Source organism: Enterobacter sp. Ap-867, assembly GCF_011752855.1.
In the GTDB taxonomy this organism is placed as follows: domain Bacteria; phylum Pseudomonadota; class Gammaproteobacteria; order Enterobacterales; family Enterobacteriaceae; genus Cedecea.
The window spans coordinates 729,580-748,969 of record NZ_VWWS01000001.1; the positions used below are offsets into that span (position 1 = coordinate 729,580).

Sequence of the window (19,390 nt, forward strand, 5' to 3'; positions counted from 1 at the left end):
TGTAAAAATTAGATTAATTTATTGTGAATGAAATGCTCTGAAAGCAGAGGGTTATTACTATTAATCCTCCACGATCATCCTCCTGAAGAGTAAATAATGGCTCAACGATAAGGAATAAACCCAGAATTATACTGGTTATTTGCCGCTGCCCTTTCCTTTCCTGGAGTTAATGATTTAAATGGTGATGTATTTAAGTGGGATGTTCTGTTGGTTTGCTGTTGATTGGCATAAATTATCTGTTTTTCCCTGCAGACGCTACGCAGCGATCAAGCGCGCATCCACTGGCGCAGGTTTTCCAGCATCGCCATGCACTTTTGCAGCTGCTCTTCGGCAACAAACTCATCGGGCTTGTGCCCCTGGTCCATGCTACCGGGGCCACAAATCAGCGTGGCAATCCCGGCTTCGTCAAAAAGTCCGCCTTCGGTGCCAAATGCCACGGTGCTGAAATCAGCGCTGTCGCACCACTGCGCCAGCCATCGGGCAAATTCTGACTGGGCATCCGTCAGCAGGCCGGGGTAGTGGCTCAAGGGAGTAAACCGGATGGCGCTTGCCGGGGAGATGTTTTGCATGGCGGGCACCAGTTTTTGCTGCGCATAGCCCTGAATGTCGGCGATCGCCGCCGTGATTTCGACGGCCGGCAGGTAGCGGATCTCAAAATCAAACTGGCATTCCTGCGGCACAATGTTCAGCGCGCTGCCGCCGTGAATGGTGCCAACCTGGAGCGTACTGAACGGGGGATCAAAGCGGGCATCCGTCTTTTGGGTCAGCGCCTCGCGAACGTCTCCCAGTTTGCCGATAAGCCGGGCGGCATATTCAATGGCGTTCACCCCTTCTGGCGCATAGGCAGAATGGCAGGCCAGGCCGTGCACCTCGCAGCGGATGGCAATTTTCCCTTTGTGCCCGTAAACCGGGCGCATTTCGGTTGGTTCTCCAACAATACACAGCGCGGGTTTCTCTTTGGAGGCACGGAGGTGCTCCACCAGGCTGCGCACGCCAAGGCAACCGATCTCTTCGTCGTAGGAGAAGGCGAGGTGCAGCGGTATTTTCAGCGGCTGTGAAAGAAACGCCGGGACGGAGGCCAGCACGCAGGCGATGAAGCCCTTCATGTCCGCTGCCCCGCGCCCATAATAGCGGCCATCCCGGTAAGTCATGTCGAAAGGAGAGACGCTCCACTGTTGCCCGTCCACCGGCACCACGTCGGTATGGCCGGAGAGCATCACACCGCCGCCGCCTGCCGGGCCAAACACCGCATAAAGATTGGCTTTACGCCCGTCCTCACTGTGAAACAGCTCCGCACTGATGCCCCATTCGGCAAGGTAATCGCGAATATCCTCGATCAGCGCCAGGTTCGACTCGCGGCTGGTGGTGTCTCGCGCCAGTAACTTCTGCAATAAAGGAATCAGTTGGCTATTCATCGCCTGGCACACCATAGCTGGGGGCTTCTCGCGGATCGAGTGCACGGATCAGGTAATCCTGCATTTGTGGTTTATAGGCCAGCCAGAGCGAATGCAGCGCGGCAATCGGGTTATCGTCCGCCCAGTCCACGCGCAGGTCGACTACCGGCCAGGCGACGGTGTCCACTACCTTTAATGCAGCCGAGTGTACCGGCCCGGCTTCACCCCCTTTTTCCAGCGCCGCTTCAAGGGCGGTCATTAGCCTGTCAGCCAACGGGCCGGGGCATTGTTCGAAGCGTTCGATCATGGCGTTAATTACTGACGTATCGGCCAGCATATTGCCCGCCGCCACGCAGTTGTCCCCCTCCACGGCGTGGTAAATGCCCAGTGAATTAATGCCGCTGTGGCAGGCGGTTTTGCCGTTGCTGTCGATGACCGTCACCTGCCGATAGTCGCCGTGCAGATGTTCACTGGCGACCAGCTTTAGCGCCTCCTGCGGCGTGGCACCTTCGCCCAGCTTCGACAGCACCATCGGGCCCAGCGCGGGCAGGGTAATATTCTGGCTCGACACCGCGCCGACGCCCGGCACCAGCCACGGGCAGCGAGCGCCGACCGCGATGCTGGACGAGCTAATGGCGATGCCAAGCTGGCCGGTGTCCCGGCAGCGTGCGGCGATGGAAAAGGTCATTTTTCCCCCTGAGTATCGCCCGGGATCACCGCGATAACATCGATTTCCATTAGCCACTGCGGCTGGCCGAGGGCGGAAACCACCAGCCCGGTGGAGATCGGGAAGACGCCTCTCAGCCATTTGCCGACTTCCTGATACACCGGCTCGCGGTAGCGCGGGTCGATAATGTAAGTCGTGGTTTTCACTATGTGGGAGAGATCGCTCCCGGCTTCCTCCAGCAGTTGCTTAACGTTTTTCATGGCCTGCTCAGCCTGCGCCTGCGGGTCACCCAGCCCAATCAAATTCCCTTCAAAATCCGTCCCGACCTGGCCGCGCACATACACGGTGTTCCCGGCGCGTACCGCCTGGCAGAGATCGTTGTTCAGCGACTGATTAGGGTAAGTCTCTTTGGTGTTAAACATGCGAATACGGGTATGCGTGGGCATCGGTTAATTCCTTGTTGGCAAAAAGGTTAGCGCTGGGAAGCGTCGAGATAACGGCTGTACTTGCGCTGGGTTTCAATGTGGTCGGCGACGTATTTCGCGTCATGCCACACGCCCCAGATAAACGTTGAGCCCCGGCGGGAAAGCCACGGCAGGCCGAGAAAATAGACGCCCGGCTCGCTGGACACGCCGCGCTGGTGGCGTGGTTTGCCCTGAGCATCAAAAGCATTCACGTTGAGCCAGCCGTAGTCCGGGGCGTATCCGGTCGCCCAGATAATCGAGGTGATGCCCGCTTCGGCCAGGTTCAATTCCAGCGTGGGCTGGATGACGCAAAGCGGATCGGCCGGGAAGACACGGGCCTGCGGCTCTTCAGGCAGATCGCTCCCGTTGCGGGTAATCCACGCATCGGCAGCGTCCAGCAGGGCCAGGTAACTTTCATCCCCCTGGCGGATGTTGTGTGCCAGATTATCTTCAAAAAAGACTTTCCCCTCGGCGAAGCGCTGGGTCAGGCCGACGAGGTGAATGCCCTGGTGTGCGAGTGCCCGGAAATCAACGGTGTGGCCGCCGCGAGCGCCACTCACCGCAATGGTGACGTGTTCTTTGCCAGGTTGATTGGCCGCCGCATCCCACAGCCCAAGCACCCCCAGCCACCAGCAGAAGTCCCGGTTGCGGTAGGCGCGGGGAGGGCGGTCGTGAGCACCCACGGAAAGGTAAACCTGCTTGCCCGCACGCTGTAGCTCATCGGCGATTTGTACCCCGGAAGAGCCAGCCCCCACCACAAGCACCGCGCCAGCCGGTAGCTGAGCCGGGTTTTTGTAGGTGGCGGAATGAATCTGGTTTAGCCCGTCATCTGCCGGGGCAATAGCCGGGATGACCGGGCGCTGGAAAGGCCCGGTGGCGGCCACGATATGCTTTGCTTCGACAATACCGTCGCTGGTTTCCACTGTGAAACCCGGCTTGCCGTGATGGCGCGTCACGCTTTTCACTTCCACGCCGGTTTTTACCGGCGCTCCAAATTTACGGGCGTAGTTTTGGAAGTAGTTCGCCACCTCGTCTTTGGGGATAAAACTGTCCGGGTCGGCGGCGTCAAATTCAAGGCCAGGAAAGCGGTCGTGCCAGGCTGGGCCGTTGGCAACCAGCGAATCCCAGCGGCCGCTGCGCCAGGCTTCGGCGATGCGGTTTTTCTCCAGCACCAGATGGGGAATACCGAGGCGCGTCAGGTGCTCGCTCATGGCGATCCCGGCCTGGCCGGCACCAATCACAAGGGTATCTGTCTGTGTTTTTATTTCGGTCATGTCTGTTTCCTTGATGCTCGGGAAATAAGGTTCAGCGCAACTTCGCGATGGCACAAGGTTATTAAGCGGCAGACATTCCGTAAAATATTATAAATCTAGGGATAAGGTATAAATAAAGTATCCTCCAGCTATGGGCTATGAATTTCCTGTATTTTAAGACGGTGAAACACCACTTTTTAATTTTCGACCAGGGTTTTCGGCATCAGCTCAAAGGTGCGGCAGTAATCCATAAATAAGCGCGTCGGCCGGGTCGGCTCGTTATTGCGTAAATAAGCCATCACCAGCGTAGAGGCCGCCATATCATCAATGATTTCCACCTGCTTAACGCGCTGGCCGTCATAGGTTATGTCGGTGCAGGGGCGGGTGACCAGCACCGAAAATCCCATGCCCTGGCCGACCATGCAGCGCACCATTTCAATCGACGGCGAACTGTAGGCCACCTCCGGGTGCAGGCCTTTGTCGGTGAAAATGTTCATGAAGTAGCTTTTGCTGGGAATAACGTCCAGCAGGATCATCGGTTCGCGGCTGAGTTCTTTGAGCGTGACGGTGGTTTTTTTCGCCAGCGGATGAGCCGCAGGCAGCAGAGCGTAAGGCTTCTGCGGGGCGTTCAGTTTTTCGGTATGCAGCGTGCTCTCTAACTCCAGGTTGTACATAAAGGCGAGGTCGAAGCGCCCGCGGTGCAGCCCGTGGGTCAGTTCATTTTGCTCCCCGTCGTACAGTCGGATGGTTATGTCAGGATAAAGCTTGCGAAACCCGGCGATGAGCCTCGGCAGATAAAGCGGGGCCGCGGACTCGAAGCAGCCGATGGCGATGGTGCCGGAAACCAGGTCGTTATCCGCTTTGGCATTTTGCTCAAACTGGTATGAAAGCCGCAGCAGCTCGCGAGCTTTTTCATAAAACCGCAGCCCGCCGGGCGTGAGCGAAACGCCCTGCGCGTGGTGGCGAATAAAAAACTGCTGCTCAAAAGTGTCTTCCAGGTTTTTGATGGCAATGGAAACGGAAGGCTGGGCGATATGCAGCTGCCTTGAGGCTTCAGCGATGCTCTGCGCCTCCACGACGGTGACAAAGTACTTGAGCTGCTTGAGCGTGAAATGTGTCATGGCGCTAACCCCGCTTTTTTATTGTCAATGCAGCCTTGAAGAGAGCTTCAGGCTATTCAGTCAGTTTGCAGCAAGGCTCATGCCAGGTGTAACAGTGGTGGACACAAACGGTAAAATTATGCCCTGAAAAAATATTTTTATTTTTATTGGCCACGAATTATCCCCAAAAAGTGGCAGACGAAAAATAATCCGCACCTTTTTGGTGCGGGTGAATATTTTGAGCCGCTATTATCTGCCTGAAATATGTCTTTATTGGCTTTTCTTCGGCGAATTAATATCTTGCGCTGCGCTGGTGCAAAAAAATAACCATTGCATTAAAACAATTTTTTATAGAGGTAAGGCATATTTTTCGTCCTTTATCCCGACGCGCTTCTGCTGCAGCATGGCCCCATCGCAAACGCTCATCGAGTGATTATCGTCCTGGCGAATATATTGCAAGGCATTTCCCGGCGCGAAAATCATCCGTTGTTTCAGGTGCCGCCGTTGGGGCATCCATAAAAATGATTAACCACCTGCACTGGAGTCATCGCATGTTTACATCCTCACACAGCAAGGCGTTATTTTCCTGCATGGCGGCGGCGCTGCCTTTACTGCTCAGCGGCGGGGCTCAGGCGGCCGTGATGACCCCCGGTCAGCTTACGGTGGGGAGCGATATTACCTTCCCGCCTTACGAATACCTCGACGGCAAAACCCCGGCGGGTTTCGATATTGAATTTATCAACGGCGTGGCCGAAGCGATGAAGCTGCAGCCCAATTACGTGGATACCCGCTTCACCAGCCTGATCCCCGGCCTGCAGGCGAAACGCTTCGAGCTGATTGCTTCCGCGCTGTTTATCACCCCGGAGCGCCAGAAGGTGATCGACATGGTGCCTTACCTGAAAACCGGCGAGTCGCTGCTGACGCTGAGCAATGCCAGCTTCAAGCCAACCAAGCCGGAAGAGCTTTGCGGGCATAAAGTCGGGTCGATGCAGGGCACTTACTGGCTGGAAAAACTGCACACGCTGTCGGCGGATTACTGCGTGAAGCAGGGGCTGAAGCCGATTACGGTTAGCGAATTCTCAACTGACCCGCAGACAACCCAGGCGCTGCTTTCCCACGCGGTTGAAGTGCAGATGACCGATGCCGCCGTGGCAAGTCAGGTGGTGGACAAAATGAAAGGGCGACTGGCGGTGACCTCGACCGACCTGCTGTACCCGGTGCTGGTGGGGCTTGGGGTGAGTAAAACCAACCCGGAGCTGAAAAAAGCGCTGAACGACGGCCTTGCAGCCTTTAAAGCGAGCGGCAAGTACTCGGCATTAGTGAAAAAGTATCACCTGGCGGAGCCGTCCGAAGCCGAAATTCAGGCCAGCAGTTTGTAATCATTATCGCCGGGGAGTACAGATATGTCGTTTGACTGGAACTATTTATTCAGCCTGTTTAGCAATGCCGATTTTTGGCAGGCAACCTGGACCGTGATTAAGCTGAGCCTGCTGAGCTGGGTCATCAGCATTGGCTTTGGCTTTCTTCTGGCGCTGGGCAAACAGGCGGCGTCTCCCTGGCTCTCTTTACCGGCGCGGGCCTATATCTGGCTGTTCCGCAGCCTGCCGCTGCTGGTGCTGCTGATTTTTGTCTATAACCTGCCTCAGGCGCTGCCCGGCAGCTCGGCCTTGTTAAGCGACCCGTTCTGGGCCGGGCTTATCGCGCTGGTGCTGAGTGAAACGGCCTATATTGCCGAGATTCACCGTGGTGGCCTGCTGGCTATCCCTCGCGGGCAGCGTGAGGCCGCCCATGCCCTGGGGCTGCGCTACGCCGGCATTCAGTGGCTGGTCATTGTGCCGCAGGCGCTGCGGGTGGCGCTGCCGTCGCTGGCGAACGAATACATCTCCATTGTGAAACTTAGCTCGCTGGTTTCGGTGATTTCACTGACCGAGATCCTGATGGTTGGGCAGCGGCTTTACTCGCAAAACTTCCTGGTGATGGAGACCATGGCGGCGGTGGCTTTCTATTATGTGTTTATCGTGACCGTTTTTGATTTCCTGCTAAAGCTGCTGGAAAAACGGCTGGATGTCACCCAGCGCAAAACCGCACGCCTGCCGGAATCCGAACTGGAAGCGATGGCGGCGCAGGAAAGCGGGCTGCTTGCTCGCCCGGCTCTGGCAGTGAATGTTCCCGCGCTGCAGGCCCGCAAGCTGCACAAGGCCTACAACAACGTGGAGGTGCTTGGCGCGGTGAACCTGGACATCAAGCCCGGTGAAGTGGTGTCCGTCATTGGTCCGTCAGGTTCCGGCAAAACCACACTGATTCGTCTGCTGAACGGCCTCGAGCAGTTGGATAACGGCGAGATCCTGATCAACGGCCAGCCGTTTATTCGCCTGGAAAAACACGGGGCCCAGAAGCCGCAGTATTTGGAAAACTCCGCGCACCGGCTGAACATCGGCATGGTGTTTCAGGGCTTTAACCTGTTCCCGCACTTAACGGTGATGAAAAACCTGATGCTGGCCCCGCACTACCATCGCCTGGCGACGGATGCAGAGCTGAAGCGCGATGCCTGCGTGTTGCTGCGCAAAGTCGGCATGCTCGAGCACGCCCACAAATACCCACACCAGCTTTCCGGCGGGCAGCAACAAAGGGTGGCGATTGCCCGGGCTTTAATGATGCGTCCTCAAATTATGCTGTTCGATGAGCCTACCTCGGCGTTGGATCCTGAAAAGGTGAATGAGGTGCTGCAGGTGATTGAGAACCTGGCGGAGGAGGGCATCACGATGGTGATTGTCACCCACGAGATGAACTTCGCGTTCAGCGTGTCGGACAGAATTGTGTTTATGGAAAAAGGGCGAGTCGTTTGCGATGACTCTCCTCAGGCGCTGCGCAGCGGAGAGAACCCACGTATTACCGAATTCCTGAAAGACGTAAACCTGGCCCCTGTTACGGCCTAAAAAAACGGGCTGCGGTAACATTATCCTGCCGCAGCCCGGGTGGATTAAATCTCTATTACCTTCACGCCGGAACTGCGCGCCATTCGCACGCACTCCGCCGTATCTTCTCCCCCAGGAAAGGCCAGCAGCACGTCGGGGCGGCTGTCCTCCAGCATAAACAGATTGCGGCGGGTTTCCGCGTATTTGCCGTGCAGCGCCCAGTTGGCCGGGTAGCGAATGACGTGCACGTCGGTGCCGCGTGCCCAGGTTTCAATGGCGCCGCCGAGCGACTGATGTCCCCCGTGGATCAGCACATTCATTGTCTGCGTGCTGGCATATAAATCCAGCACGCGGGTGAGGGTATGGGTGTCGGCATAAAACCGACCTGCGCAAATTAAAACTCTCACTTTTCTGTACCTTAACGTTGCTTTCCTTGAAAAGATGCTTCGTCCACCTTGCGGCGGTTATTGTTTTTTAAGCGTCCGGCGGCGTTTCGATAAAGTGCAGCGACTTATCGCCCAGACGGTCAATCACCGGGTAGGCCACGGCCGCGATGTGGTGATGTACGCGGCGGTAGTCCCGCAGCACTCGCTGGAAAATGTCGCCGGATTCCGCCCAGGCATTTTTGTCCTCTCGCAGTTTTTTGAAGTGCTCGCGGCTGGCGGAAGCCTCGAGCTGACGAATGGTTTCCTTGCGCTGTACCAGCTGATGGGCAGCGGATAAATCTTCACGCATAAACGCGGCGATGCCGAGGCGCAGGCTGGTGAGGATCTCCGCGTGCAGCAGGCGAATATTGTGTAATTCAAAGTCGCTGAACAGTTCGCCACGGCGAGCGCGGCGCGTAGCTAACTGGGTCAGGTTGCTGGAAAGAATGTCCCCAGCATGCTCGAAGTTGATGATGAACATCAGGATCTCCTGGGCGCGATCGGCATCCGCGTCATTCAGCCCGTCATGGCTGATATCGGCCAGGTAAGCACGCACCGCCGCGCTGAGCAAATCCACCGACTGATCAAGTTGGCGAATCTCATCGGCGGCCTGCTTTTCCTGGGTGACAAACAACACCAGCAGGCGGTCCAGCATGATGGTCAGCATGTCGGCTGCGCGCAGCGATTCACGGACTGAATTAGACAGGCCGATGTAAGCCACTTCGAGGCCGGCATCGTCCAGATACATCGGCATCCCAGGGTCGCCCACGCGCTCTTCTTCCGGGAACAAACGCTCCAGGAAACGAGCTATCGGCGCGGTCAGACCGATAAACAACAGCGCAAGCACGGCGCTAAAGGCCGTGTGGAACCACACCACCAGCTGCGGCGTGCTCAACCCGGACTTCTGCGCAAGATCCGTCAGCAGCGGAAGCATTAAGAGCGCCAGCGCGCAGCCGACCAGGCGAACAATCAGGTTGCCAACCGGCAGGCGACGAGCCACGGCGGAGCCCGCGTTCAGCACCGGCGGCAACGCCCCACCAATATTGGCTCCCATCACCAGGATCAGCGCTGTTTCTGGCCCCATCGCGCCGGTAGCCGCGAGGGAAGCGATCAGCAAAATGATCGCCACGCTGGAGTGGCACAGCAGCGTCAGGATCGCGGCCACCAGCAGGGCGATTAAGATATCGCCCTGCAGCCCCTGCATCACGGCGTGAAACACCGGCGTGACTTCGATTTCCGCCAGCGTGCCGCTCAGTAAATGCAGGGCAAGCAGCATCAGGCCGAGGCCAATCAGGGCGCAGCCCACGCTCTCAAAGTTGGAATGGTCGCGTAGCTTGAAGACCACAAACCCGGCAAGCAGAAGCAGCGGGATGGCCATTTCCATGTCGAAGCTCATCAGCTGCACCACCAGCGTGGAGCCGATATTAGCGCCGAGCATCACCGCCAGGGCTGGGGCAAGGCTCAGCGTCCCTGCGGCGGTGAACGACGTCGCCATCATGCTTACCGCGGTGCTGCTTTGCAGAACGCCGGTAATGCCGATCCCGGCGAACAGGGCCGTCCAGCGGCTGGTGAGGTGGCGTCCCATCCAGTTGCGCAGCGGCGTGCCGAAGCCGCGCTGCAGCGCAGTTGAAATCATATGGCTGCCCCAGAGCAGCAAAGCGATGGCGCCAGCCAGGTTAATTAACAGAGTAGTTCCGGACATAATCAATTCCCCCTCTTCAGGGCGGGTGGTGTAACAAAACGCAGTAACCTGATCGAAAAACGATGTATGGCGCTGGCGAGGTTTAGTAACGCTTTCGCGTGTCGATAGTTGATTTTCCCTCCGGCGAACCAGGCCAGGGCGTGGACGCGAAGGGTGCGGGTTATTTTCATTAAAAATAAGACAACCAGTGCGATGGTCTTATTTTTAATCAGGAAAATAATGGAATGTTGCTTTTCCATAATGCTTTCCAGCTTGTGTTACTTGCCTGAAAGGTGCCGCCGAAGCGGCACTTTTTTACCTTACTTAACGCAGCATTAGTGCCACTGCTTGAAGCGACGCATGTAGAACGTTTTCATGCCCTGAGCCACGCAGCAGTAGGCGAGCAGGGTAGCCACCAGCCACGGGAAGTACTGCCACGGCAGCGCCTGCAGCCCAACCAACGGCCCGAGCGGAGAGAACGGTACGTAAATCCCAATCGCCATAATCAGCCCGGTCATCATGAGTACCGGCCAGGCGGCAGTGCTCTGAATGAACGGAATTTTCTGGGTACGCAGCATGTGCACCACCAGCGTCTGCGACAGCAGGCCTTCAACGAACCAGCCGGACTGGAACAGGGTCTGCATGTGCTCGCTGTTGGCGCTGAACACAAACCACATCAGCGCGAAGGTGGTCATGTCAAAAATGGACGACGTCGGGCCAATCCAGACCATGAAGCGGCCAATGTTTTTGGCATCCCACTTGCGCGGCTTGCTCAGGAACTCTTTGTCCGTTTTGTCCCACGGCAGCGCGAGCTGGGAAATGTCGTACATCAGGTTTTGCAGCAGCAACTGGATCGCAAGCATCGGCAGGAACGGGATGAATGCGCTGGCGACCAGCACCGAGAACACGTTGCCGAAGTTGGAGCTGGCGGTCATGTTCAGGTACTTCATGATGTTGCCAAAAGTCTCGCGGCCTTTGATCACGCCTTCTTCCAGCACCATCAGGCTCTTTTCCAGCAGGATGATGTCGGCGGATTCCTTGGCAATATCGGTGCCGCTGTCGACCGAGATACCGACGTCGGCATCGCGCAGGGCTGGGGCGTCGTTAATCCCGTCGCCCAGGAAGCCCACGGTATGGCCGTTGGCCTGCAGCGCCTTCAGCACGCGAGACTTCTGCAGCGGCGTCAGCTTGGCAAACACGGTGCGCTCTTCCACCAGCTGTTGGAGGGAGGCGTCGCTCAGTTGCTCAATCTGCGGGCCGAGTACCGGCTCACCCGGCTCCAGCCCGACCTGGCGGCAGATGCGGGTGGTGACGATGGCGTTATCGCCGGTCAGCACTTTCACCGCTACGCCAATGTCCATCAGAGCAGCAATTGCCGGGCCTGCACTCTCTTTCGGTGGATCGAGGAAGGTGAGGAAACCGCGGATAATCAGGTCGTGCTCATCGTCGGTGCCGTACTGTTTTTTCGCCTCGGCTTTAGGAATATCGCGAGTGGCCACCACCAGGACGCGGAAACCGTCTTTGTTGTAGTCATTGGTCATTGCCAGCATGGCGTCACGGCGCTGATTATCCAGCGCGACTACCTTGCCGTTCTCTTCCATGTGGGTGGCAATGCTCAGCATCTCTTCCACGGCGCCTTTGCACACCAGCAGGTGATTGCTCTGGCTGTCCTTCACCACAATCGACAGGCGGCGGCGGACGAAATCAAACGGCATCTCGTCGACTTTGCTGTAGCCCTGCGGTTTGACGAAGTTTGGCTCATTGTCAGAGAAGTAAATGACTGCCTGATCCATCAGGTTTTTGATGCCGCTTTGGTGGTAGCTGTTCAGCCAGGCCAGCCCCAGCACGGACTCGTTTTTCTGGCCGTTGGTGCCCACGTGATGCTCGAGGATGATCTTATCCTGCGTCAGCGTCCCGGTTTTGTCGGTGCACAGCACGTCCATTGCGCCCAGGTTCTGGATAGCGTTCAGGCGCTTAACCACCACTTTACGCTTCGCCATAGCCACCGCGCCTTTGGCGAGGTTGGCGCTGACGATCATCGGCAGCATTTCAGGCGTTAACCCTACGGCTACCGCCAGGGCAAACAGCAGGGCATCCCACCATTCGCCTTTCAGCAGGCCGTTAATCAGGAACACCACAGGCACCATCACCAGCATAAAGCGGATCAGCAACCAGCTGACGCTGTTCACGCCGCGGTCGAAGGCCGTTTGTGCGCGGCTGCCGACAATCGCTTTAGCCAGCGAGCCAAAGTAAGTCCGTGGCCCGGTTGCGACTACCACCGCCTGCGCGGTACCGCTGACCACATTGGTGCCCATAAAGCAGATGTTCGGGATATCCAGCAGGTTTTCGCTGTCGATCGCCTTATCGTGCGCGGACTTTTGCGCCACGTCGCCCAGGGTGTCGTATTTCTCAATCGGCAGCGCTTCACCGGTCAGCACGGCCTGGCTGATAAACAGATCCCGGGACTCAATGAGGCGCACGTCTGCCGGGATCATGTCCCCCGCATAGAGCTGCACGATGTCGCCCACGACCAGTTCGCGCATCGGGATTTCACGCGGGGTTCCTTTTTGCCCTGCGTGTTCACGACGCACAACCGTGGCGGTGGTGCGAACCATCGCTTTCAGCGCCTCGGCAGACTTCGCCGAGCGGTGTTCCTGCCAGAAACGCACCAGGCCGCTGAGTGCTACCATGGTGCCGATGATAATCACCGTCGTCAGGTCACCGTCTTCGCCGTGGCTGGTGGGCAGCCAGTAATCGGTAAAGAAGCTGATCCCGGCGAGAATGCCGAGCACGTAGATAAACGGGTTATTGAATGCCATCAGCAGCTGAACCAGCGCGTGAGGCGGTTTGTCATGGGCAACCTCGTTCAGGCCATCCCGCTCCAGCCGGGCGCTGGCGTGGGCTTCCTGCAGCCCTTCCCGGGTGGTGTTCAGGTTGACCAGGGTTTCTGCGATGCCGTTTTTGGCTTCCTGGGCGGCACGCATAGACAGCGTGCTTTTTTTATTACGGTTCTTGGTTTGTACAGTCATGGTGGTGCTCCTGTCGCCGGACGGCAGCAGACTCTTTAAGGTAAACGCCAGATTAAGGGCGACCGAAAATAGCCCGATGCCGCATGAGCGATCGGTTTTAAATTAATTTCGCACAGGGTTTCTCACTATTTATTTATTAAAAATAAACAGGTGAGAAGTTTATATTTTCTTTTCTCGGGACGTGTTTATTCCTGCTGAGAAATATGCCAGAAGGCATCAGGGAATAAACAGGTACCAGCAGTGACGTAACTCAGCGAGGCGCACGGAAGCGGGCTGCGGCATAGCGCGCAGACGAACCTACGGCGTAACGGCTGAATCAGGCTACGAAGGGTCGACTTTGAGGGTCTTCGCCATCAGAGAAGCTGCAACGACGCTCCAGCTGGCCGGTGACAGGACTGACACGCCAGTTAGTGATGCGTTGATTCAACTCACTGATTTTCGAAGAGAAAATTGAGTTTGACTGTTTTTTGCGTGCGGACAACACCCGATCGCGGGGCGGCCGGACACGCAGCGTTGATGTCACTGTTTTGACACCTGGAAAAAGGGTAGATTTGAAGTTCATAACACACCTCGGGACCGTGAAAACCCTGGTCGAGGTGGGACAACACGAGAGCATCAGGCTCCGGCGAGACACACCAAAACGAAGAAGTGATCACAATCGATTTCATGTTTACTTTCCCGAACCGCCATTAAGGCCATGTTCGGGCAGCTACTAAATTCAGTATCCATTAGTCTCTTATGTCAGGTTAGGAAAGGCCGCAACTTCGGCCCGTGAAATCTACCCATGGGCAGTACTATTGTCAACCCGCGAGTGGAAATTAAATGTGTTCGTTTATATTTCAGTGAGGGAATATTGAGGGAGGAGAATAAAGGGTATTTTTTATCTCACTCCCTAGTTGTGTTTTTTTCTAACTTGTAAACGGCCTGGGGATCGCCGTCATTCCCTGATACCCGGTGTTCTCGTTACTGACCCTAACCCTCTCCCTGGAAGGGAGAGGGAACAAATTGAACACTCCAGAAAGGGAGAGGGAACAGATTACGTATTGTTCTGACCTGCAGTTTTCTCCCTCGCCCCTTTGGGGAGAGGGCCGGGGTGAGGGGAGGATTTGTGCCCGATTCTTGTTTAGACGAGAGATATCGTCACCATTAATATTTTCCTTAAACTAAATCAAAACTTGCGGGCAAAGCCGGTTTTTGCCCCTCGCGCTTTGATTTGAAACAAAATTTAACGCTTATAGCGGTTCATCTGCTGCGTTAGTGTGATAAAAATCACACTAAGACGGCAGTGGAACTGCGGTCGACAACCCGTTTTTGTTTCAGTTGAAAGTTAGGTCGAACGTTATGGATGCGAAACCAACTCGCAGCCCCGGCGGTAAAATTGCGCTGTGGCTGTTCTATGCTTTTTGTTTGTACATCGTTTGGGCGATGGTGCGTTATTTTTGGGTCGTCAGTGGGGTAACCAGCGGCGATTTAGGCACCTTTAGCGGTAAACTCCTCGGGGCGCTGATGGGGTTGCTGGTGTTAGGTTCCGTCGCGGCGGTGCTGGGCTGGATAGCATGGTACACAAGGCCGCGTGCTTATCCTGTTCGCGCCAGAGAAAACCGGCTGCGTTGAAACCAGATTGCCCGATGAGCCACCTGCTTTTGCGTGGCTCAGGCTGTATACCTTCCCGCTGTAAAACTTCCGCTGAAGCCAGCCTATTTATTTCATGCTCTTTCCCGGCATCATTTAATTTTCCTCTGCACTGCAATACTATTTATTCCTCATTAAAAAGAGGGTTTATCGTATTTATATAACTGTGCGTAAAGTCACGTTTGTTATTTTTCGAACTGTCTACACTGCGGGAAGATTTATGGGGAAAACCATGCACATTTATATTGTTCGAATCATAACGTTTGTTCGCACTATGTTGCCGATGTTCGGCAGCAGGGCGCGCGTTTGGTTGAATAATAGCTGCTGGTTTAATAGCGTGAGCGAACTGGAAAAAGACGACGCCGTTTATTTTGATTCGCTGGATAATGTTTGTGCCGTAAATTGGTCCCGGCTCTGGTGCAGCGCCGGCGTTCTATATCATTCACTTCGCTATTCGCATTCTCCGTCCTTAAAAAAGGAACATACCGCTCTGCGTCCGCGCCGTCTGGCCGTTCGCAAACGCTATGAACTTTCGTTCCTGTGCCGTATTTCCAGCCTGCATCAGCTGATGATGTGTCTTCACGCCGGCGGTGATGCCGGAGACGCCGCGATGCTGGCCCATGTTCGCCCCCAAAGCACAATGCGCTTTTCAGCCATTGTGCTTTTTTTATTGCCTTTCTTCAGCCAGATAAGGAGTTGTTATGTATATCGTTTGTGTTGCAGCTTGCCCTACGGGCATCGCCCATACCTACATGGCTGCGGAGGCCCTGGCCCTGGTGGGTCAGCAGCGCGGGCATGAAGTGAAAGTCGAAACGCAGGGCAGCATGGGCGTTGAAAACGAAATTACCGCCGACGATCTTGCCCGGGCCAACGCGGTGATTCTCGCGGCGGATGTGGCGATTACCGGCAAAGAACGTTTTGACGGCATGATGAAACTGGAGTGCAGCGTGGCCGATCCTATCAAGTTTGGCGAGGCCGTGTTTGAGGCGATAGAGGCGGAGATAGCACATGGCTAAATTCAGGGCTGAGGCGGGGATGTCGACCGGCAAAGAGGTCAAAAATGCCATCATGACCGGGGTGTCATGGATGCTGCCGTTTGTCATTGCCGGGGCGGTGATCATGGGCATCGCGCGCATCGGTGCTTCGCTCTACGGCATCGAAAATATCTGGGATGCCAGCCACGCTCAGGCGGCGAGCATCATTGTGCAGATGCTGCATAAATTCGACGGATTTGGTGGCCTGGCGCTGTCGCTGATGCTGCCGGTGGTCGCCGGGTATATCAGCTTTGCCATCGCCAATAAGCCGGGGCTGGCGCCGGGGATGGTGGGCGGCTTACTGGCCAGCAGCCTGGGAACCGGGTTTCTTGGGGCGCTCGCCGCCGGTTTTGTTGCGGGATACATCGTGCGGGCGCTGGCAACCTGGGTCAAACTGCCTGCTGCGCTGGCCTCGGCTGGCCCTATTTTTATCCTGCCCGTAGGCGGCACGCTGCTGACCTGCATGGTGATGGCTTTTATTATCGGTGGCCCGCTGGCGGCGCTGAATCACGGGATGGAAACCTGGCTGCTGGCGATGTCCGGGACGAACAAAATCATTCTGGCAGCCGTCGTGGGCGGAATGGTGGGCTTTGACCTGGGTGGTCCGGTGAATAAGGCGGCGGTAACCACCGCCATGGCGCTGCTGGCTTCCGGGATTTACGACCCCAACACCGCCGCGCAGGTAGCGATTATCGTCCCGCCGATTGGCCTCGGGGTTGCAACGCTCATCTGGGCTAAGCGCTTCCCGGCTTCGCTGCGCGAGGCGGGCAAGGCTTCGACGCTGATGGGCCTGATTGGCGTATCTGAAGGGGCGATTCCTTTCGCGCTGGCAAACCCCAAAATTATCGTCATCAATGTGGTTGGCTCAGCCACCGGGGCCGCGCTGGCCGTCGGGCTGGGTGCGGTAAACCATGCGCCGATTTCGGGTTTTTACGGCTGGCTGGCGGTAGATAAATGGCCCATTTATGTGCTGTCTATTGCCGTCGGGGCAGGGATTATTGCCGTGGGATCGTTATTAGTGTTTCGGGGTGAAACCGTCGTTGAAAATAAACCTTCGGCTGCCGTGCCTAAATTTAAAGTAGGGCGCTAGCCGCCCGGTTCATTTATTTCTGGCCGTATGGGCTGCGTTTTTACGGTATTTCATGCCGGGGATAACTCCGCCTTAAATGTGCCTCATCAGCCGCTAATAAGGTGACATTATGAAGACTGTGCATTTAATTCAGCACACGCACTGGGACAGAGAGTGGTATTTCACCGAGAACGACTCAAAAATCGTGCTCTATTATTTTATGCGGGATTTAATCACCCGGCTGGAACAGGACGAAGCGCTGGGGCCGTTTATTCTGGATGGCCAAACGGTGATGCTGGAGGATTTTTTACAGGTGGCGCCAGAGCACCTGGCTCGTCTGAAAAAATTGATTGCCGACGGGCGGATACTGATTGGCCCGTGGTACACCCAAAGTGACTTCCTGGTGGTGGGCGCGGAGTCGATAACCCGCAATTTGCTGCTTGGGCTGGCGGACTGTAAAGCCTGGGGGAGCTACATGCCGGTGGGCTATGTGCCAGACTCTTTCGGGCAAAGCGCACAGTTGCCGATGTTTCTAAGCGAGTTCGCCATTGACAGCGCAGTGCTCTGGCGCGGGTGGTGCGAGCATGATGTGCCGACCAGCGAATTTTGCTGGCAGGCGCAGGGCGGGCAGCAGGTGCTCACCGCCGTGCTTCCCTGGGGTTACGGCTGCGCGAAGTGGCTGCCTACGGCATCGCAGGAACTGGCTGAAAAATTACCGCCGATCCTGGAAAAACAGGGGCGTTTTTCCGCCACGAATCACCTTCTGCTCCCCAACGGCAACGATCAGTCGCCGTTCGAATATGCGGTGCCTGGGGCGCTGGAAAAACTGAATGCCAGCCAGAGCGAATACCATTTCAGGCGCAGTAGCTTCAGCGATTTCTTCGCCGCACTGCGGGACGACGAGCACACCCTGCCTGTTTTGCGCGGCGAGCTTCTCAGCCCCAAATACATGCGTATTCATCGCGGTATTTTCTCTACCCGAATGGACATTAAGCAGCTTAATGCCTCGCTGGAACAGTTTGTCAGCCAGACGCTGGAGCCCTTGCTGGCGCTCAACTGGCGGCTCGGGCTGCCTTATCCGCAGCAGGCGGTGGAGCACATCTGGCGGGAAGCGATGCAATCTCACGCCCACGACAGCATCGGCGGCTGTAATTCAGACCGCGTTAACCAGATGGTTAAGGGGCGTTTGCAGTCCGGCAAAGAGAGTGCCGGGCAGCTGTTTGAGCTGAACATGAAAATGCTTGCGGAAGGGATTACCGCGAGCCAGCAGGGTAAAAAAATCGTGGTCTTTAACCCGCTACCCGCGCGGCGCGATACGCAGGTGAGCCTCACGCTTTATACCCCGGAAGAGGACTTCCGCATCGTGGATAGCGAGGGCGATCCGTGCCGCTGGCAACTGCTGCACGAAGAGCTTCAGGACATGTCGCTGGTGGTGCAGGAGCTTTCCAACAGCACCACAACCACCTGGTATCGTAAATGCCATATTTTGCTGGAGGCGAAGGCGCTGCCGGCCTGTGGCTACACGACCTTTTACCTGCAGGAAGGGGAAGCCGCCGGGTTTGATAAACCGGCCGGGGAGATTGACTGCCTGGAAAACGCCTGGCTGCGGCTGGAGCATAAAGCCGGAGAGCTGACGCTGACCGATAAACGCACGGGCGAAGTCTACTCGCACATCCTTCGGCTGGTCGATGGCGAAGACGCGGGGGACAATTATAACTATTCGCCGCCGACGGTTGACTGGAAGATTAACAGCGAAGGCTGCCTGCAGCAGGCCATGCTGACGCGCGGCGTGCTCAAAGACACCCTGCAGCTAACGCTGCACATTCCTGCCCCGGCTGATGCCGATGCACGCGAGGCCAGGCGGTTTGATGCCTGGCTGGACGTGGTAATGACCATCTCCCTGCCGCATGAAAGCGCCTGGCTGGATGTTGTCGTTGACGTTAACAACACGCTGCGTGACCACCGTTTGCAGATTGAACTGCCCACCGGTTTATATCAGTCGACCCATTTTGCCGATCAGCCTTTTGGCCTGATAGAACGTGATAATGTCCCTCGTGCGCTTGAGATCTGGCAGCAAGAAAACTGGGCGGAAGCGCCTGCCTCACTGTGGCCGATGCAGAGCCTGGTGATGATGCACCACGCGCGGCGCGGCGTCTGCGTGGTGACCGCCGGGCTGCGGGAGTACGAAATTCCTGTCGGGCAGCCTGATACGCTGGCGATTACCTTGTTCCGCAGCGTGGGCTGGCTCGGACGGCCCGCGCTGGAATGGCGGCCTGGACGGGCATCTGGCATGGTGCTGCCTGCTCCTGACTCGCAAATACCCGGTCATCACTCGTTTCACCTGGCCGTCATGCCGATGGATAACGGGCAAAGCCCGGCGTTCTGGCAGGCCGTCGAGCAGTGGCGTACCCCGGCTTCGGGCTACCTGGATTCTGGCTGGTCGCGTTTTCGCACCAACCCCCACGGGAAATCCTTCCCGCCGCACTTCAGCGTCTTGAGCTGGGAAAGCCCCCTGCATTTCAGCACCCTGAAAAAAGCGCAAAACGAAGAGGCGTTAGTGCTCAGGGGCTGGAACCCAGGCCTGACGCCGCTCAAAAACGTTCCTCCGACAGCAAACGGCACGCTGGAGCAGGTCACGCTAGCGGAAATTCCGGCCACGCCAACGGGCGCTGTCGAAGCAAGTACGCCGGTTTCCTGGCTCATTCGCTCATTTGAATAAGGCGCAAT

16 protein-coding genes are annotated in these 19,390 nt (G+C 56.7%); 6 read left to right on the forward strand and 10 right to left on the reverse strand.

The genetic code is table 11. The features are described 5' to 3' along the window. Positions 1-266: 266 nt before the first annotated feature. From argE to F3J26_RS03415, 5 genes are all read right to left on the reverse strand, one after another. A complete protein-coding gene (gene argE / locus F3J26_RS03395) occupies positions 267-1,415 on the reverse strand; it encodes an acetylornithine deacetylase (RefSeq protein WP_166991458.1) in 1,149 nt (382 codons plus the stop codon). Continuing rightward, positions 1,408-2,082 (reverse strand): DUF1028 domain-containing protein, encoded by a 675-nt coding sequence (locus F3J26_RS03400; RefSeq protein ID WP_166991461.1) that lies wholly within the window; start codon positions 2,080-2,082, stop codon positions 1,408-1,410. Before F3J26_RS03400 ends, argE begins: the two co-directional genes overlap by 8 nt. After that, positions 2,079-2,507, reverse strand: coding sequence for a RidA family protein (locus F3J26_RS03405; RefSeq protein WP_008458066.1), 429 nt, complete (start codon positions 2,505-2,507; stop codon positions 2,079-2,081). Before F3J26_RS03405 ends, F3J26_RS03400 begins: the two co-directional genes overlap by 4 nt. Positions 2,508-2,533: 26 nt before the next feature. After that, a complete protein-coding gene (locus F3J26_RS03410) occupies positions 2,534-3,799 on the reverse strand; it encodes a flavin-containing monooxygenase (RefSeq protein WP_166991464.1) in 1,266 nt (421 codons plus the stop codon). A gap of 176 nt (positions 3,800-3,975) precedes the next feature. Continuing rightward, a complete protein-coding gene (locus F3J26_RS03415; protein ID WP_008458071.1) occupies positions 3,976-4,899 on the reverse strand; it encodes a LysR substrate-binding domain-containing protein in 924 nt (307 codons plus the stop codon). Between the two features lie 530 nt (positions 4,900-5,429). Here F3J26_RS03415 and F3J26_RS03420 point away from each other — a divergent pair. Together F3J26_RS03420 and F3J26_RS03425 are read left to right on the forward strand one after the other, a co-directional pair. Continuing rightward, the gene (locus F3J26_RS03420; protein WP_205246344.1) at positions 5,430-6,257 is read left to right on the forward strand and encodes an ABC transporter substrate-binding protein; all 828 of its coding nucleotides are present in this window, start codon (positions 5,430-5,432) and stop codon (positions 6,255-6,257) included. Between the two features lie 24 nt (positions 6,258-6,281). After that, positions 6,282-7,814 carry an amino acid ABC transporter permease/ATP-binding protein gene (locus tag F3J26_RS03425; protein WP_166991467.1) on the forward strand — a complete coding sequence of 511 codons (1,533 nt, stop codon included), beginning with the start codon at positions 6,282-6,284 and terminating at the stop codon, positions 7,812-7,814. 44 nt (positions 7,815-7,858) lie between these two features. On the opposite strand, the gene F3J26_RS03430 is transcribed toward F3J26_RS03425, so the two are convergent. The 4 genes from F3J26_RS03430 to mgtA all read right to left on the reverse strand — a co-directional run bounded on the left by F3J26_RS03430 (position 7,859) and on the right by mgtA (position 12,928). Continuing rightward, entirely contained in the window at positions 7,859-8,200 is a 342-nt protein-coding gene (locus tag F3J26_RS03430) for a DUF2493 domain-containing protein (protein WP_008458076.1), read from the reverse strand. A 67-nt stretch (positions 8,201-8,267) separates the two neighbouring features. Further along, positions 8,268-9,920 carry a Na/Pi cotransporter family protein gene (locus F3J26_RS03435; protein ID WP_166991470.1) on the reverse strand — a complete coding sequence of 551 codons (1,653 nt, stop codon included), beginning with the start codon at positions 9,918-9,920 and terminating at the stop codon, positions 8,268-8,270. Positions 9,921-9,922: 2 nt separating this feature from the next. Next, positions 9,923-10,159, reverse strand: a complete 237-nt coding sequence (locus F3J26_RS03440) for a hypothetical protein (RefSeq protein ID WP_008458080.1) — start codon at positions 10,157-10,159, stop codon at positions 9,923-9,925. Positions 10,160-10,234: 75 nt separating this feature from the next. Next, positions 10,235-12,928, reverse strand: coding sequence for a magnesium-translocating P-type ATPase (gene mgtA / locus F3J26_RS03445; protein ID WP_166991473.1), 2,694 nt, complete (start codon positions 12,926-12,928; stop codon positions 10,235-10,237). A 1,341-nt stretch (positions 12,929-14,269) separates the two neighbouring features. On the opposite strand from mgtA, the gene drpB reads away from it, so the two are divergent. After that, a complete protein-coding gene (gene drpB / locus F3J26_RS03450) occupies positions 14,270-14,542 on the forward strand; it encodes a cell division protein DrpB (protein ID WP_008458086.1) in 273 nt (90 codons plus the stop codon). 487 nt (positions 14,543-15,029) lie between these two features. On the opposite strand, the gene F3J26_RS03455 is transcribed toward drpB, so the two are convergent. Further along, positions 15,030-15,182, reverse strand: coding sequence for a hypothetical protein (locus F3J26_RS03455; RefSeq protein WP_166991476.1), 153 nt, complete (start codon positions 15,180-15,182; stop codon positions 15,030-15,032). A gap of 79 nt (positions 15,183-15,261) precedes the next feature. Here F3J26_RS03455 and F3J26_RS03460 point away from each other — a divergent pair, with 79 nt between their 5' ends. The 3 genes from F3J26_RS03460 to F3J26_RS03470 all read left to right on the forward strand — a co-directional run bounded on the left by F3J26_RS03460 (position 15,262) and on the right by F3J26_RS03470 (position 19,382). After that, the gene (locus F3J26_RS03460) at positions 15,262-15,576 is read left to right on the forward strand and encodes a PTS fructose transporter subunit IIB (RefSeq protein WP_008458091.1); all 315 of its coding nucleotides are present in this window, start codon (positions 15,262-15,264) and stop codon (positions 15,574-15,576) included. Further along, the gene (locus tag F3J26_RS03465; protein WP_166991479.1) at positions 15,569-16,684 is read left to right on the forward strand and encodes a fructose-specific PTS transporter subunit EIIC; all 1,116 of its coding nucleotides are present in this window, start codon (positions 15,569-15,571) and stop codon (positions 16,682-16,684) included. Before F3J26_RS03460 ends, F3J26_RS03465 begins: the two co-directional genes overlap by 8 nt. A gap of 109 nt (positions 16,685-16,793) precedes the next feature. Further along, on the forward strand, positions 16,794-19,382 hold the full coding sequence (locus F3J26_RS03470; protein ID WP_166991482.1) for a glycoside hydrolase family 38 N-terminal domain-containing protein: 2,589 nt from the start codon (positions 16,794-16,796) through the stop codon (positions 19,380-19,382). The last annotated feature ends 8 nt before the right edge of the window (positions 19,383-19,390 follow it).

Excerpts from the sequence above, each read along its gene's own strand:
- argE (WP_166991458.1), bottom strand. The coding sequence starts at position 1,415 with ATGAATAGCCAACTGATTCCTTTATTGCAGAAGTTACTGGCGCGAGAC.
- F3J26_RS03400 (WP_166991461.1), bottom strand. The coding sequence starts at position 2,082 with ATGACCTTTTCCATCGCCGCACGCTGCCGGGACACCGGCCAGCTTGGC.
- F3J26_RS03405 (WP_008458066.1), bottom strand. The coding sequence starts at position 2,507 with ATGCCCACGCATACCCGTATTCGCATGTTTAACACCAAAGAGACTTAC.
- F3J26_RS03410 (WP_166991464.1), bottom strand. The coding sequence starts at position 3,799 with ATGACCGAAATAAAAACACAGACAGATACCCTTGTGATTGGTGCCGGC.
- F3J26_RS03415 (WP_008458071.1), bottom strand. The coding sequence starts at position 4,899 with ATGACACATTTCACGCTCAAGCAGCTCAAGTACTTTGTCACCGTCGTG.
- F3J26_RS03420 (WP_205246344.1), top strand. The coding sequence starts at position 5,430 with ATGTTTACATCCTCACACAGCAAGGCGTTATTTTCCTGCATGGCGGCG.
- F3J26_RS03425 (WP_166991467.1), top strand. The coding sequence starts at position 6,282 with ATGTCGTTTGACTGGAACTATTTATTCAGCCTGTTTAGCAATGCCGAT.
- F3J26_RS03435 (WP_166991470.1), bottom strand. The coding sequence starts at position 9,920 with ATGTCCGGAACTACTCTGTTAATTAACCTGGCTGGCGCCATCGCTTTG.
- F3J26_RS03440 (WP_008458080.1), bottom strand. The coding sequence starts at position 10,159 with ATGGAAAAGCAACATTCCATTATTTTCCTGATTAAAAATAAGACCATC.
- mgtA (WP_166991473.1), bottom strand. The coding sequence starts at position 12,928 with ATGACTGTACAAACCAAGAACCGTAATAAAAAAAGCACGCTGTCTATG.
- drpB (WP_008458086.1), top strand. The coding sequence starts at position 14,270 with ATGGATGCGAAACCAACTCGCAGCCCCGGCGGTAAAATTGCGCTGTGG.
- F3J26_RS03455 (WP_166991476.1), bottom strand. The coding sequence starts at position 15,182 with ATGGGCCAGCATCGCGGCGTCTCCGGCATCACCGCCGGCGTGAAGACA.
- F3J26_RS03460 (WP_008458091.1), top strand. The coding sequence starts at position 15,262 with ATGTATATCGTTTGTGTTGCAGCTTGCCCTACGGGCATCGCCCATACC.
- F3J26_RS03465 (WP_166991479.1), top strand. The coding sequence starts at position 15,569 with ATGGCTAAATTCAGGGCTGAGGCGGGGATGTCGACCGGCAAAGAGGTC.
- F3J26_RS03470 (WP_166991482.1), top strand. The coding sequence starts at position 16,794 with ATGAAGACTGTGCATTTAATTCAGCACACGCACTGGGACAGAGAGTGG.